The sequence below is a fragment of the Variovorax sp. Varisp46 genome, from assembly GCF_059491885.1.
This window is the reverse complement of record NZ_CP168515.1, coordinates 1,800,215-1,814,128: the sequence shown is the minus strand read 5'-3', so window position 1 is coordinate 1,814,128 and position 13,914 is coordinate 1,800,215. Positions and strand designations below refer to the sequence as shown.

General features: G+C 65.2%; 12 protein-coding genes and 3 tRNA genes. 5 read left to right on the top strand and 10 right to left on the bottom strand.

Translation table 11 applies throughout. The features are described 5' to 3' along the window. Position 1: 1 nt before the first annotated feature. On the bottom strand, positions 2 to 766 hold the full coding sequence (locus ACEN9N_RS08540) for an SDR family oxidoreductase (RefSeq protein WP_495655860.1): 765 nt from the start codon (positions 764 to 766) through the stop codon (positions 2 to 4). A 54-nt stretch (positions 767 to 820) separates the two neighbouring features. After that, positions 821 to 3,082 (bottom strand): ribonuclease R, encoded by a 2,262-nt coding sequence (gene rnr / locus ACEN9N_RS08535; protein WP_413315772.1) that lies wholly within the window; start codon positions 3,080 to 3,082, stop codon positions 821 to 823. 81 nt (positions 3,083 to 3,163) lie between these two features. On the opposite strand from rnr, the gene ACEN9N_RS08530 reads away from it, so the two are divergent. Together ACEN9N_RS08530 and ACEN9N_RS08525 are read left to right on the top strand one after the other, a co-directional pair. Continuing rightward, a tRNA-Leu gene (locus tag ACEN9N_RS08530) sits at positions 3,164 to 3,248 on the top strand. A gap of 155 nt (positions 3,249 to 3,403) precedes the next feature. Continuing rightward, positions 3,404 to 3,488: transfer RNA gene (locus ACEN9N_RS08525), tRNA-Leu, on the top strand. Positions 3,489 to 3,572: 84 nt separating this feature from the next. On the opposite strand, the gene rimO is transcribed toward ACEN9N_RS08525, so the two are convergent. The 6 genes from rimO to ACEN9N_RS08495 all read right to left on the bottom strand — a co-directional run bounded on the left by rimO (position 3,573) and on the right by ACEN9N_RS08495 (position 9,561). Further along, positions 3,573 to 4,979, bottom strand: coding sequence for a 30S ribosomal protein S12 methylthiotransferase RimO (rimO, locus tag ACEN9N_RS08520; protein WP_413313925.1), 1,407 nt, complete (start codon positions 4,977 to 4,979; stop codon positions 3,573 to 3,575). 39 nt (positions 4,980 to 5,018) lie between these two features. Further along, on the bottom strand, positions 5,019 to 5,579 hold the full coding sequence (gene phaR / locus ACEN9N_RS08515) for a polyhydroxyalkanoate synthesis repressor PhaR (protein WP_007837005.1): 561 nt from the start codon (positions 5,577 to 5,579) through the stop codon (positions 5,019 to 5,021). Positions 5,580 to 5,653: 74 nt separating this feature from the next. Then, positions 5,654 to 6,022 (bottom strand): hypothetical protein, encoded by a 369-nt coding sequence (locus tag ACEN9N_RS08510; RefSeq protein WP_495655859.1) that lies wholly within the window; start codon positions 6,020 to 6,022, stop codon positions 5,654 to 5,656. A 172-nt stretch (positions 6,023 to 6,194) separates the two neighbouring features. Continuing rightward, positions 6,195 to 6,271 (bottom strand) — tRNA-Val (locus ACEN9N_RS08505). Positions 6,272 to 6,319: 48 nt separating this feature from the next. Beyond that, positions 6,320 to 8,524 (bottom strand): RelA/SpoT family protein, encoded by a 2,205-nt coding sequence (locus ACEN9N_RS08500; RefSeq protein ID WP_495655858.1) that lies wholly within the window; start codon positions 8,522 to 8,524, stop codon positions 6,320 to 6,322. Positions 8,525 to 8,571: 47 nt separating this feature from the next. Then, the gene (locus ACEN9N_RS08495) at positions 8,572 to 9,561 is read right to left on the bottom strand and encodes an alpha/beta fold hydrolase (protein ID WP_413313924.1); all 990 of its coding nucleotides are present in this window, start codon (positions 9,559 to 9,561) and stop codon (positions 8,572 to 8,574) included. Between the two features lie 26 nt (positions 9,562 to 9,587). Here ACEN9N_RS08495 and ACEN9N_RS08490 point away from each other — a divergent pair, with 26 nt between their 5' ends. Next, positions 9,588 to 10,358, top strand: coding sequence for a 3-hydroxybutyrate dehydrogenase (locus ACEN9N_RS08490; protein WP_056519156.1), 771 nt, complete (start codon positions 9,588 to 9,590; stop codon positions 10,356 to 10,358). A 27-nt stretch (positions 10,359 to 10,385) separates the two neighbouring features. Here the strand turns inward: ACEN9N_RS08490 and ACEN9N_RS08485 are convergent, their stop codons facing one another. Then, on the bottom strand, positions 10,386 to 11,090 hold the full coding sequence (locus ACEN9N_RS08485; RefSeq protein WP_413313910.1) for an SIMPL domain-containing protein: 705 nt from the start codon (positions 11,088 to 11,090) through the stop codon (positions 10,386 to 10,388). Positions 11,091 to 11,148: 58 nt separating this feature from the next. Beyond that, positions 11,149 to 11,508 carry a hypothetical protein gene (locus ACEN9N_RS08480; protein WP_413313909.1) on the bottom strand — a complete coding sequence of 120 codons (360 nt, stop codon included), beginning with the start codon at positions 11,506 to 11,508 and terminating at the stop codon, positions 11,149 to 11,151. A gap of 172 nt (positions 11,509 to 11,680) precedes the next feature. On the opposite strand from ACEN9N_RS08480, the gene ompR reads away from it, so the two are divergent. Further along, complete coding sequence (ompR, locus tag ACEN9N_RS08475; protein ID WP_007837017.1) at positions 11,681 to 12,412, top strand: osmolarity response regulator transcription factor OmpR; 732 nt, start codon at positions 11,681 to 11,683, stop codon at positions 12,410 to 12,412. Between the two features lie 74 nt (positions 12,413 to 12,486). Further along, positions 12,487 to 13,902, top strand: a complete 1,416-nt coding sequence (locus ACEN9N_RS08470; RefSeq protein WP_042674038.1) for a sensor histidine kinase family protein — start codon at positions 12,487 to 12,489, stop codon at positions 13,900 to 13,902. The last annotated feature ends 12 nt before the right edge of the window (positions 13,903 to 13,914 follow it).

Below are 13,914 nucleotides of genomic sequence, written 5' to 3'. Positions count from 1 at the left end.
CTTAGCCGCGCCCGACGAAGGGCATCTTCGTCGCCATGATGGTGTGGAACAGCACGTTGGCTTCCAGCGGCAGGTTTGCCATGTAGAGCACCGACTGGCCCACGATCTTGACGTCAATCAGCGGCTCGATCGCAAGTTCGCCGTTGGCTTGCGGCACGCCCTTGGCCATGCGTGCGGCCAGTTCGGTCATGGCATTGCCGACGTCGACCTGCCCCACCGCGATGTCGTACTTGCGGCCATCGAGCGACGCAGTTTTCGTCAGCCCTTCGACCGCATGCTTGGTCGCCGTATAGGCAGCCGAGTTCGGCCGCGGCGCGGTGGCCGAGATGGAGCCGTTGTTGATGATGCGGCCCCCCTGCGGCGTTTGCGCCTTCATCGTGCGGAACGCCTGCTGGATGCAGAAGAACATGCCCGTCAGGTTGATGTCGACAACACCCTGCCACTGCGCGGGCGTCCAGTCCTCGAACGGGCCCGGCGGGTTGCCCACGCCGGCGTTGTTGAACAGCAGGTCGACACGGCCGAAGCGCTCGACCGTGGCCGCGAACAGGGCTTGCACCGAGTCCGCATTGGCCACGTCGGTCGGCACCGCGAAGGCGCGCGCGCCGGCACTCGATTCTTGCGCCACCTGTTCCAGCGGCTCCAGGCGGCGCCCCGCCAGCGCCACGCTCCAGCCGTCGCCCAACAGCGCCAGTGCGGCTGCGCGGCCGATGCCGGAGCCCGCCCCCGTGACGATGGCGATGCGGCCCTTGTTGTCTTCAGCGCTCATGCTGTGTGTCTCCTTCTCTTCTTGGGTTGGTCGATGGTTCGTGCGGCCTGGGCTTCATCGGCGCGGCTTGCGCCCCTTCATCTTGTTGGCGGCCTTCTTGACCGCCGACTTGAAGGCCTGCATTGCCGACTGCGGTCCTGCTGCAGGCGAGGAACCGCGCTCCGCGCGCGGCTCGGCGTTGCCGGCTTCAGCCTTGTGGCGCGTGCTGCGCTTGGCCGAGGCCTTGACCGGCACGCCCGATGCCACGCCCTTGTCCTTCATGGCACGGGTCGCCAGTTCTTCGCCTTCGCGCACGAGGCGGAAGTCGATCTTGCGGCCGTCGAGGTCGACGCGGCTCACCTGCACCCGCACCCGCGTGCCGATGGCGTAGCGGATGCCGGTGCGCTCGCCGCGCAATTCCTGGCGCATCTCGTCGAACTTGAAGTACTCGCCGCCAAGCTCGGTGATGTGCACCAGGCCCTCGACGTACATCGCATCGAGCGTGACGAAGATGCCGAAAGTCGTGGCGGCCGTGACCACACCGCCGTATTCCTCGCCGAGGTGCTCGCGCATGTACTTGCACTTGAGCCACGCCTCGACGTCACGGCTGGCTTCGTCGGCTCGGCGCTCGTTGGCGCTGCAATGCAGGCCCGCGGCCTCCCATGCGAGCACTTCCTTGCTTGGCGCCACAGTGGCCTTCTGCGGCTTGTTGGTCGGCGCCTTCACGCGCGACGCAAGCCGCTTGGCCAGTTTGGCGTGCGCTTCGCCGGGCGTGGGCAGCATCGGCAGCTGGTAGCGCGTCTTGCCGAGGATCGCCTTGATCACACGATGCACCAGCAAATCCGGATAGCGCCGGATCGGGCTCGTGAAATGCGTGTAAGCCTCGTAGGCCAGGCCGAAGTGGCCGCTGTTGATCGGCGTGTAGATCGCCTGCTGCATCGAGCGCAGCAGCATGGTGTGGATCTGCTGCGCATCGGGGCGCTCTTTCGTGGCCTCGGCAATCGCCTGGAACTCGCCCGGCCTGGGGTCGTCGGTGATGCTCAGGCCCACGCCCATCGCCTTCAGGTAGCCACGCAGGATTTCCTTCTTCTCAGGCGTCGGGCCTTCGTGCACGCGGTACAGGCCCGGGTGCTTGCCTTCGGCGATGAAGTCGGCGCTGCAGACGTTGGCCGCGAGCATCGCTTCCTCGATCAGGCGGTGCGCTTCGTTGCGCGTGCGCGGAACGATCTTTTCGATGCGCCCGGCGTCGTCGCAGATGATCTGCGTCTCGGTGGTTTCGAAGTCGACCGCGCCGCGCTTGCCGCGTTGCTTGAGCAGCGCCTTGTAGACATCGGCGAGGTTCAGCAGATCCTTGACGCGGTCCTTGCGCTTGGCAGCTTCGGGGCCGCGTGTGTTGCCGAGGATGGCCGCCACTTCGGTGTACGTGAAGCGCGCATGGCTGAACATCACGGCCGGATAGAACTGGTAAGCGTAGATCTCGCCGTCTGCGGCCACGAGCATGTCGCACACCATGCACAGGCGCTCGACCTCGGGGTTCAGCGAGCACAGGCCGTTCGACAACTTCTCGGGCAGCATCGGAATGACGCGGCGCGGGAAGTAGACGCTGGTGGCGCGGTCGTAGGCGTCGATGTCGATGCCCGAACCCGTCTGCACGTAGGCGCTGACGTCGGCGATCGCAACCAGCAAGCGCCAGCCCTTGCCACGGCCCACCTTCGCAGGCTCGCAGTACACGGCGTCGTCGAAGTCGCGCGCGTCTTCACCGTCGATGGTGACGAGCGGAATGTCGGTGAGGTCCACGCGCCCCTTCTTGTCGGCGGGACGAACCCTCTCTGGCAGCGCCTTGGCCTCGGCCAGGCACTCTGCGGAAAATTCATGCGGCACGCCGTACTTGCGCACGGCGATCTCGATCTCCATGCCGGGGTCGTCGATCTCGCCCAGCACTTCCTTCACGCGGCCCACCGGCTGGCCGAACAACGCCGGCGGCTCGGTGAGTTGCACGACCACCACCTGCCCCACCTTTGCGGGACCGGTGGCGCCCTTGGGAATCAGGACGTCCTGTCCGTAGCGCTTGTCTTCCGGCGCAACAAGCCAGATGCCGCCTTCGTGCAGCAGGCGGCCGATGATGGGCTGCTCGGGACGCTCGACGATCTCCACCACGCGCCCCTCGGGACGGCCGCGGCGGTCCTGGCGCACAACGCGCGCCTTGACGCGGTCCTTGTGCAGCACCGCGCGCATCTCGTTCGGGGGCAGGTAGATGTCTGCCTCGCCGTCATCGCGCTGAACGAAGCCATGCCCGTCACGATGCCCTTGAACGGTTCCTTCGAATTCATCCAGCAAGCCGCTGGAAGTGACATTATTTTTGATATGATCTCCTTCTTTCCTGAAATTCAAAACATAACTGCTTCGGCAGTTCTGTGGGCCCAGATGGCGGAATTGGTAGACGCACTAGTTTCAGGTACTAGCGAGTAACATCGTGGAGGTTCGAGTCCTCTTCTGGGCACCAAGTTTAAACAGACCTTTACCAGGTCATTCGATTCAAGCCACCGGCCTCCGGTGGCTTTTTTCATGGCTGCTTGAATTTGCATCGAGCAGCCGGCGCAGCAAAGTTGCTTCGCAAAAATATGTATAATCGCAATCTTTGCTGAAAAGCAAAAACAAGCCCAGATGGCGGAATTGGTAGACGCACTAGTTTCAGGTACTAGCGAGTAACATCGTGGAGGTTCGAGTCCTCTTCTGGGCACCAGATTCAACAAGACCCTTACCGGGTCATTCGATTCAAGCCACCGGCCTCCGGTGGCTTTTTTCTTGTCCGCTTGAATCTGAAGCATCAAACGGGCAGCGCGATCAAGTCATGGCCCTCGGCGCCCACGATGCGGGCGCGAGTGAACTCACCCACCTTCAGCGTCTTGCTGATCTTCTCGGGCGGCAGCAGGCGAACCGTGCCGTCGATCTCCGGCGCATCGGCGTACGTGCGCCCCACTCCACCCTTGCGGCCCATGCCCGGCGCCGAATCAACCAGCACCTGCATCGTCGAGCCAACACGCTTCTGCAGCTTGGCGATCGATACGATCTCCGCCACCTCCATGAAGCGGGCGCGACGCGCTTCACGCTCCGGCTCGGGCAGCATGCCGGGAATGTCATTGGCGGTCGCGCCCTCGACCGGGCTGTAGGCAAAGCAACCAGCACGATCGATCTCGGCTTCCCGGATGAAGTCGAGCAGATGCTCGAACTCCCGCTCCGTCTCGCCAGGAAAGCCGGCGATGAAGGTGCTGCGGATCACAAGCTCCGGGCACACCTCGCGCCAGCGCGCCAGCCGCTCCAGATTCTTCTCGCCACTGGCCGGGCGCTTCATGCGCTTCAGCACATCGGGATGGCTGTGCTGCAACGGCACGTCGAGGTACGGCAGCACCTGGCCGCTGGCCATGAGCGGAATGACTTCGTCGACGCTCGGATACGGGTACACGTAGTGCAAACGGACCCATGCGCCGTAGGGCTCGGCGATTTCACCCAGCGTGCGCACCAGTTCGAGCATGCGGGTCTTGACCGGCTTGCCATCCCAGAACCCGGTGCGGTACTTCACGTCGACGCCATAGGCCGAAGTGTCCTGGCTGATCACCAGCAGTTCTTTCACGCCGCCTTCGAACAGGGCCTTCGCCTCGCTCAGAACATCTCCGACCGGCCGCGACACGAGGTCGCCGCGCATCGAGGGAATGATGCAGAAGGTGCAGCGGTGGTTGCAGCCTTCGCTGATCTTCAGGTAGGCGTAGTGGCGCGGCGTCAGCTTGAGGCCGGCAACGCCGAAGGTGTTCGGCACCAGGTCGATAAACGGATCGTGCGGCTTCGGCAGGTTCGCATGCACCGCGTCCATCACCTCCTGCGTGGCATGCGGACCGGTCACGGCCAGCACGCTCGGGTGCATCTGGCGCACCAGGTTGCCCCCCTGGTCGCCAGTCTTGGCGCCCAGGCAGCCAGTGACGATCACACGGCCGTTCTCGGCCAAAGCCTCACCGATGGTGTCGAGGCTCTCCTTCACGGCATCGTCGATGAAGCCGCAGGTGTTGACGATCACTAGATCGGCGCCTTCGAAAGTCTTGGCGGTTTGATAACCCTCGGCACTCAGCTGGGTCAGGATCAGTTCGGAATCGGTAAGGGCCTTGGGACAGCCCAGGCTCACGAATCCGACCTTGGGGGCGGCCGGCGTGGCCGTACGTTCGGGGGAGGCAACTTCGCTCATATGCCTCTATTGTCCCAGCTATCGGTGACGGCTGGGCATTCAAGGGCGCTTGATGCCAAAGGCCCCCAGTACCTGTTCGGTGTTTTTTTGCATCTGCTCCTGCATCTGCAGGAAAACGTTCTTCGATTGCTCGACGTAATTGCCCATCAGCCCCTGCAGCATCGGAGACTGCATGGTCATGAAGCGCGACCACATTTCCGGCGTCAGCCCCTCGGCCTTCTCGGCCAACTGTGCCTGCACCTCGGTCATGGCCTGGATGTTCTTCTCGAGATACGGCCCCATGTAGCCCTGCATAGCCTGTCCATAGAACCGGATGATGTTGGCCAGGACCTGCTCGGTGAACATCGGCGCGCCGCCCGCTTCTTCTTCGAGAATGATCTGCAGCAGGATGCTGCGAGTGAGGTCGTCGCCCGTCTTGGCATCGCGCACCACGAACTGGGCGTTCTGGATGACCAACTGCTTCACCTCGGTCAGCGTGATGTACGTGGATGTCTCGGTGTCGTAGAGCCTTCGGTTGGGGTACTTCTTGATCACACGCTGTACCGGCTTGACCCCGGACTTCTTGCTCTGCACTGCGGACTCCTTCACATGGACGCCCATGTCATCGGATGATTCTAGGGAGCGGTTTTGCTGCGCCGCGACAAGGTTTACCCTGACCGGGCTCGCCGCCTTCCTCAATCCGACGATGTCGCGTACTCCGCGCCGCACGCATGGCAGGCGGCCGACTCGGGCCGCTCTTCGTCGGCCTCTCGAAAACGCAGCGGTGTTTTTTGGCCGTAGACCACCCAGCAGCGCGGACAGTGCTCCTGCCCCACGGTCGGCAGGTAGGCACGAGCGCGCTGTTCGGCGCGCTCTTCGGTCAAGGGCATGCCCTGGCGTTGGGCACGCGCCACTTCGCGCGCCGCCATCGTGTCGGTACGTCCACCCGCGTGGTCGTTGATGCCGTAGACAGCACGCGCAAACTCGATGGGAGCCTGCTTCAACAGCGCCGCAAGGCGCCTGTCGGCATGAGCCCGATCAACCAGCGTTGATCGCGTATTCATCGGATCGCTTGTCAAGAAAAATGGAATGAGGATGCAGAGAGGCCAAGGTAGCACAACAACATGGTCGAGGGCTTTTTCCGCATCACCGCAAATGGGACGATATGTGCACCGGGGAACCCGGTGCATGCTCTGTTCAACGGGTCCGGTGGTTGGCCGGGGTTGAAACAGAAATTGGTAGGCGCGATTGGACTCGAACCAACGACCCCCACCATGTCAAGGTGGTGCTCTAACCAGCTGAGCTACGCGCCTAAGGATGTGTCCGAGAAGCAGCTATTGTAGCAGGAGAAAACGCGCTTTTCAGCGGCGACGTGCAGATCGCACACCAATAACTGCAGTGACCAGCCCAAGGACCTGCGTGAGCCGCGCGGCATCTGCGATTTCCACAGTGAACGTCATCCACGCCGTGCCCTTGATCGACTGCGTCTGCACGCCGATCACGTTCATCTTCTCGCGCGCAAACACGTCGGAGATATCGCGCAGCAACCCTTGGCGGTCGGCCGCCTCGACGGCCACGTCCACCGCATACACAGGCGCATCGGCACCCTTCTTCGCAACGCCCCACTCCACATCGATAACGCGCTCGCCATCCTTCGCTGCCATCGTGCGGAAGTTGCTGCAATCGCCGCGGTGCACGCTGACGCCATGGCCCCGCGTGACGAAGCCGCGAATGGCATCGGGCGGCGCGGGCTTGCAGCACTTGGCGAGCTGCGTCATCAGCGAAGACACGCCCACCACCAGCACGCCGCCCTTGCCCGATTTTTCGCTGCCGCGCGCTTTCTTGATAAGCACGCCGTCATCCGGCCCCGGTGCGGGCTCGGGCGGACGCAGCAGCGTCTCGATGTTGCGCAGCGAGAACTCGTCCTTGCCCACCACTTCGAACAGGTGGTCCGCCGACTTGAAGCCGAGCTGCGACGCCAGGTCTTCGAGCCGCACTGCTGTCTTGCCTTCGCGCTGCAGCAGCTTCTCGACCGCTTCGCGTCCGCGCGCCACGGTCTCGTGCGTGATCTGTGCGTTGAACCATGCGCGCACCTTCGCGCGCGCACGATGGCTGGCCAGATAGCCCAGTTCAGCATTGAGCCAGTCGCGCGACGGACCGCCCTCCTTGGCCGCGATGATCTCGACCGTCTGCCCGTTCGACAGCGGCGTGTTCAACGGCACCATCGCACCATCGACGCGCGCTCCGCGGCAGCGATGGCCCAGCGTGGTGTGCACGGTGTAGGCAAAGTCGACCGGCGTCGCGCCCTGCGGCAACTCGACGATGGCGGCATTGGGCGTCAGCACATAGATGCGGTCGTCGAACAGACCCTGACCCTGCAGGCCGCCCGACAGATCGCGCTCCCATGCCAGCAGTTGCCGCAGCACCGCGATCTTCGCGTCGTACTCGCCACTCGCCCATACGCCCGCGTAGCCCTTGTGGCCCGCTTCCTTGTAGGCCCAGTGCGCCGCCACGCCATGCTCGGCGTGGTCATGCATTTCTTCGGTGCGGATCTGGATCTCGATCGGCTTGCCCGCCTTGCCATCCACCAGCTCGCGCACCACCGTGTGCAGCGACTGATAGCCGTTGGGCTTGGGCCGCGCGATGTAGTCGTCGAACTCCTCGTCGATCGGCTGGAAGTGCGAATGCACCCACGCCAGCGCCGCGTAGCAATCCTTGACGTCGGGCACCACCACGCGCAGTGCGAGGATGTCGAAGACCTGCTCGAAGTCGAGCGACTTGCCGCGCATCTTCTTGACGATGCTGTAGATGTTCTTGGGGCGCCCCTGCACAGTGGCCTTGACGCCTTCGGCCTGCAGTTCGTGCTCGAGCTGCGAGCGCAGTTGCTCGATGTGCCCCTCGCGCTCGATGCGCTTTTCGTCGAGCAGGCGCGCGATCAGCTTGTAGGTTTCGGGCTCGAGGAAGCGGAACGAGAGGTCCTCGATCTCCCACTTCACCTGCCAGATACCCAGCCGGTTGGCCAGTGGCGCGAACACCTGCAACGACTCGCGAGCCACGCTCTCGGGCGCAGGCTGCTTGCTTGCGGCCGCATGCCGCAGCGTCTGCAGGCGCGAAGCCAGCCGCAGCATCACCACGCGAAGGTCGCGCGAGAACGCAAGCAGCATCTTGCGCACGTTCTCGGTCTGCGCGCCCGCGCCTTCGACGTGATGCCCCTGCGACGCGGAGCGGGCCTGCTCCTGCACACGCACCAGCTTGGTCGTCTCGACGGCGAGCGCTGCAAAGTTGTCGCCGAACACCTTGGCGATCACCTCCTGCGGGCGATTCAGGTGCTGACACGAATAAACCAGATAGCTCGCCGCCTGCATGGCCTCGGAGCCACCCATCTTCGCGACGATGGCGGCAACCGCGTCGGCATGCGCGAGCGAGTTCTCGCCCGTGTCGAGCTTCTCGTCGGCGATCAGCGGTTCGGCGAACGCACGCGCGCGCGCCAGCATGTTTTCCATCACCGGCGTACGGTCGGCCGTTGCCGCGGACAACGGATAGTCGACCATGGCCGCGTCGGACATGGGTGCCGTCTGGAGACTCGAGGAATCGCGCTTCACGCTTCAATCAATCAATCGAACAGGAAGTTGGTGACAGCGGCGATCTGCAGGGGATCGACAAAGGTCGGCGCGTGGCCCACGCCTTCGAACTCGACCAGCGTGGCGTGCGGGCCGCGCTGTGTCATGGCCAGTGCGGTTTCGCGCGACAACAGATCCGATTCGGCGCCCCGCGTGACGAGCGTGCGCGCCTCGATGGCGTCGTACAGGCTCCACATGATCGCGCCGCCCTGCGCCGCGGCCTCGGGCGTGATGGCGCGCAGCGCCACGCCGATGGCGGGGTCGTAGTGAAGCAGCCAGGCCCCCTCGTCGCCGCCAGCCTCGGCCTTGGCCGAACCATCGGCAGTGCGCTGCGACGCGGGCACCACCATGTGCTGCGACAGCGCCAGCCACTGCGCGGGCGTGTGCGGCCCGAAGCTGGTCGACAACGTCCACATGGCATCGGCCGCCGCCTGCACGCTCGCGTAGGAACCGTTCTTCCCTACGTAGGCGCCGATGCGCTGCACTGCGGCCGGCTCGATCGTCGGACCGACATCGTTCGCGATGAAGCGGCGGATGGGCCGCGCCAGCGGCAGTTCCTTGTGGCCCGCGAGCACGAAGCCGATCAGCCCGCCCATGCTGGTGCCGAGGTAGTCGAGCGTGCCGATGGCCTGCTCGCGATGGAGCTGCGCGATCAACGCGACCATGTCGGCCGCATACACCGGCACCTGATAGAAAGCGGGGTCGCGCAGCCAGTCGCTGCGCCCACGGCCCACCACGTCGGGGCAGACCACGCGCACATCGCCGGCAGCGCGCGCCACGATGGCCTGAGCCAACAGGTCGAAATCGCGGCCCTGCCGGGTCAGCCCGTGCACGCAGATCACGACATGCGCACTGCGCGCGTCGCCCCATTGCCAATAGGCCATGCGATGGCCGCCTTGGGCGTCATCGCACGCCACGTAATGAAGCGTCGGTTCTGTCATGAAAACGAAGTCGTCCTGGTGCGGATAATTGTCTCGTCGCATCCTAATTCATCCGGAGATTGATCTTCATGCTCAAAGGCAAAACCGCGCTTGTCACGGGGTCCACCAGTGGCATTGGCCTCGCCATCGCCAAGGCTCTCGCCCAGCAGGGCGCACACATCGTGCTCAACGGCTTCGGCGATGCCGAAGCCCCCAAGGCCCAGATCGAGGCGCTCGGCGTGCGCGCCGAGTACCACGGCGCCGACATGAGCAAACCCGACCAGATCGAAGACATGATGAAGTTCGCCGCGTCGAAGTTCGGCCGCGTCGACATCCTCGTGAACAACGCCGGCATCCAGCATGTGGCCAAGGTCGAAGACTTTCCCACCGAACGCTGGGATGCGATCATCGCCATCAATCTCACCAGCGCATTCCATACGACGCGGCTGGCGATTCCCGCGATGCGCGAAGCCAACTGGGGCCGCGTCATCAATATCGCGTCGGCCCATGGCCTCGTGGCATCCGCGCAGAAATCGGCCTATGTCGCCGCCAAGCACGGCATCGTCGGCCTGACCAAGTCGGTCGCGCTCGAAACCGCGACCACCGGCGTCACTGCCAATGCAATCTGCCCCGGCTGGGTGCTGACCCAGCTGGTGCAAAAGCAGATCGACGACCGCGCGGCGCGCGAAGGCATCACGGCGGCGCAGGCGCAGAACGAGCTGCTGGGCGAAAAGCAGCCATCGCTGCAGTTCACCACCGTCGAGCAGTTGGGCGGCCTGGCCGTCTTCCTGTGCTCGCCGGCGGCCGATCAGGTCCGAGGCGTCGCCTGGGCCATGGACGGCGGCTGGACTGCCCAATAAAGGGTAGCCTGCCGGTACGCGCGCCCCTTACTTGAGCTGCACCGAGCCCGACACGCTCACCACGACGCTGGTCTTGCCGGCTTCGACCGGGACCGTCGAGTCGGACGAGAACGACTTGGCCTGCACCGCCATCATGCGCGGGCGGATCGGGCCACCGTCGTTCGCGTTCACCGATACCTCGCGCAGCGTGTAGCCGCTGAAGCCGAAGCCCTTGGCCAGCTCGCCGGCCTTCTGCTTGAAGTTCTCGATGGCGATGTTCTGCGCCTCGGTTTCGGTCTTGGCGCGCTGCTCACGGCTCAAGCCGAAGCCCACGTTGCCCACGCTGAGCGTCGTGATGCGGCCGGCCGTCTGGGTGATGCGCGGGAAGTCGCGTCCCTCGAGCACCAGCTCGGTCGAGCCCTGCCAACCGTTGATCTTGCCGTCCTTGGAATAGCGCGGCGACAGGCTGAAGTTGCCGGTGCGCACGTCGAGCTGGCCCGCCTGGGCATTCTTCTTTGCTTCGGCCAGGGCCGCGTCGAGCGCGGCCTTCAGCTGCGTCTGCACGGCGGCCGCGTCAGGGGCGTCGCGGGTGGTCACGAGCGTCATGCTCAGCATGTCCTGCTGCACTTCGACCGTGCCGGAAGCCGCCAGCTGCAGCACGTTCTGCGGTACCGGCGCAGCGTTCTGGGCCAGTGCGGTGCCGGCGGCGGCCAGGGCGGCGCACGCCGCGAGCAATTTGATTGTTTTCTTCAAGACGAAGTACTCCCCTGAGTTGGTATGAAAGACAAGCCTGCGCCCGCAGGCTCGCGCGTCAGCGGCGCTGGCTGCGCGGTGCGGTCAAGGACGGGCGGGCCGCGGGCGGCGGCACCGGCACGATCCGCTCGGCCGGCTGCGATTCTGCCGAATTGAGCAAAGCACCCGTCGCGGGCGGGGTCCATTGGCCGCGAACCTGCTGCCGCAGCTCGAACAGTTCGGCGGCGGTCAGGCGCCTGCCCGCGGCCGCCTGTTCGCGGCGGACCTCCTCGCGCTGCGCGGCACGATGGGCCGCCACCGCGTCCCGGACTTCGCTGCGGCGCACTTCGCCCACCCTGAAGAAATCGCCGGACATCGCCAGCGACGAACCGCAGGCGAAAACGAGGATGAACGGCAGGGCGAAAAATGGACGTCTCATTGAGCACAAGTCATCAGGAAATGGGACTTTGCCACCTCCCCGCTAACGTCGGATGACCAGACCGCGAGCGTCCGCAAGTTTTGTAACTTAGTGTCAAACCATAAGTAAATCCGGCTCAACGGAGCCTTAACGCCTTCAGAATCGGCCCTGTTACAAATTCATCGTTGTAGAAATGACTCAAGTTCCCGCTCGCACCGACAAGATCGTGATCGTCGACGACGACGCCCGCATCCGCGACCTCCTGCGCCGCTACCTGACGCAAGAAGGTTTCGAAGTGATCGTGGCCGAGGACGGCAAGGCGCTCAACCGCATCCTGTTGCGCGACACGGTCGACCTGATCGTGCTCGACCTGATGATGCCCGGCGAAGACGGCCTCTCGGTCTGCCGCCGCCTGCGGGCCGCCAACGACCGCACCCCGATCATCATGCTCACCGCCAAGGGCGAGGACGTGGACCGCATCGTCGGCCTCGAAGTCGGCGCCGACGACTATCTCGGCAAGCCTTTCAACCCGCGCGAACTGCTGGCCCGTGTGCACGCCGTGCTGCGCCGCCGTCCGCCGCTGGAGGCGCCGGGCGCCCCTTCTACCGAGAACGAGACCGTCACTTTCGGCCCGTTCGCCTTCGACCTCGGCTCGCGCACCCTGAAGAAGGATGGCGAAGAACTCTCGCTGACCACCGGCGAGTTCGCGATGCTGAAGGCGCTCGTGCGCCATCCGCGTCAACCGCTGTCGCGCGAAAAGCTGGCCCAGCTGGCGCGCGGGCGCGAGTTCGAGCCCTTCGACCGCAGCCTGGACGTGCAGATCTCGCGCCTGCGCAAGCTGGTCGAGTCCGACGCCGCGGCGCCGCGCTACATCCAGACCGTCTGGGGCGTCGGCTACGTGTTCGTGCCGGACGGCACGGCCTGACGCGCCGTTGACAGGTGGCCGTCGGCCAACCCACCAGACCCGGCGCGGCCCAGGAGGACGGCGTGCAGGTCACGATGCCGAGCCCGCTCGAAGCGAGCGCGCAACGTGACCGCCGCCCCGGCCTCAAGCTGGGGTTCAGCCTTTTCTGGCGCACCTTCTTTCTGCTGGCGCTGCTGCTCATCGGCTGCACGGTCGCCTGGCTGCAGACCTTCCGCTCGCTCGAATATGAGCCGCGCGCCATCCAGACCGCGCACCAGATCGCCTCGCTCGTGAACCTCACGCGCGCGGCGCTGGTGTATTCGGACGCGATAACCCGGGTGTCGCTCATCAAGACGCTGGCCGACCAGGAGGGCGTGCGCATCCTGCCGCGCGAACCCAACGACCGGTTCCAGCCCTACACCAGCGGCGCGCTCGACCTGCGCGTGACCGAGGAGCTGATTGATCAGCTCGGTGAAGGCACCACGGTGGCCAGCCGCGTGAACGACGAGGCGGGTCTCTGGATCGGCTTCACCATCGAGAGCGACACCTACTGGCTGCTGCTCGACCCCACGCGCTTCAGCCGCGTGGGAGGGCGTACCTGGCTGGTCTGGCTCAGCACGGCGATGGCGCTCTCGCTGGCCGGCGCGGCGCTGATTACGCGGCTCATCAACCTGCCGCTCAAGCAGCTGTCGCGCGCGACCATGCAGGTGCGCGAAGGCGAGTACGAGGCGCACCGGCTCGACGAACGAGCCCGCACCAACGAGATCCGCGCCGTCAACATCGGCTTCAACCGCATGGCGGACCAGCTCGCCAAGATCGAGCAGGACCGCGCCATCATGCTGGCCGGCATCTCGCATGACCTGCGAACGCCGCTGGCCCGGCTGCGGCTGGAAACGGAGATGAGCGTGGCCGACGAGGACGCGCGCGACCACATGGCGGCCGACATCGCCCAGCTCGACGCGATCATCGACAAGTTCCTCGACTACGCGCGGCCCGACCATGTCGATCCTCGTCCGGTGCTGCTGCGCGACGTGGTCGACGCCTGCACCTATGCGGTGCAGGACTACGAGGAGATGAACATCAAGGTCGAGGTGCCGTCCGACCTGCGCGTGATGGGCGATGAAGTCGAACTCACGCGCGTGATCTCCAACCTGGTGGAGAACGCGCGGCGCTATGGCAAATCGCCCTCCACAGGCGTGGCCGACGTCACGATCCAGGCACAGGCCAACAACGACGCGGTGCTGATCAAGGTGCGCGACCACGGCGCAGGCGTCGAGCCCGCCCTGCTCTCGCAGCTGACCAAGCCCTTCTTCCGCGGCGACACGGCGCGCACCTCGGCAGCCGGCGCGGGCCTGGGCCTGTCGATCGTGGCGAAGAACATCGAGCGCATGGGTGGCACCTTCGCGCTGACCAGCACGCCGGGCCGCGGCCTGGCGGCGCACATCAGGATGCCGCGCGCGATGCCGGCGCCGAAGCCGGGTGAGCTGCCGGGAGGCAGGAAGCCAGCCTGAGCCCGCGGAGGC

Bases quoted from the DNA above. Each gene is read 5' to 3' on its own strand.
- ACEN9N_RS08540 (WP_495655860.1), bottom strand. From the start codon at position 766: ATGAGCGCTGAAGACAACAAGGGCCGCATCGCCATCGTCACGGGGGCG.
- rimO (WP_413313925.1), bottom strand. From the start codon at position 4,979: ATGAGCGAAGTTGCCTCCCCCGAACGTACGGCCACGCCGGCCGCCCCC.
- phaR (WP_007837005.1), bottom strand. From the start codon at position 5,579: ATGGGCGTCCATGTGAAGGAGTCCGCAGTGCAGAGCAAGAAGTCCGGG.
- ACEN9N_RS08510 (WP_495655859.1), bottom strand. From the start codon at position 6,022: ATGAATACGCGATCAACGCTGGTTGATCGGGCTCATGCCGACAGGCGC.
- ACEN9N_RS08500 (WP_495655858.1), bottom strand. From the start codon at position 8,524: ATGTCCGACGCGGCCATGGTCGACTATCCGTTGTCCGCGGCAACGGCC.
- ACEN9N_RS08495 (WP_413313924.1), bottom strand. From the start codon at position 9,561: ATGCGACGAGACAATTATCCGCACCAGGACGACTTCGTTTTCATGACA.
- ACEN9N_RS08490 (WP_056519156.1), top strand. From the start codon at position 9,588: ATGCTCAAAGGCAAAACCGCGCTTGTCACGGGGTCCACCAGTGGCATT.
- ACEN9N_RS08480 (WP_413313909.1), bottom strand. From the start codon at position 11,508: ATGAGACGTCCATTTTTCGCCCTGCCGTTCATCCTCGTTTTCGCCTGC.
- ompR (WP_007837017.1), top strand. From the start codon at position 11,681: ATGACTCAAGTTCCCGCTCGCACCGACAAGATCGTGATCGTCGACGAC.
- ACEN9N_RS08470 (WP_042674038.1), top strand. From the start codon at position 12,487: ATGCCGAGCCCGCTCGAAGCGAGCGCGCAACGTGACCGCCGCCCCGGC.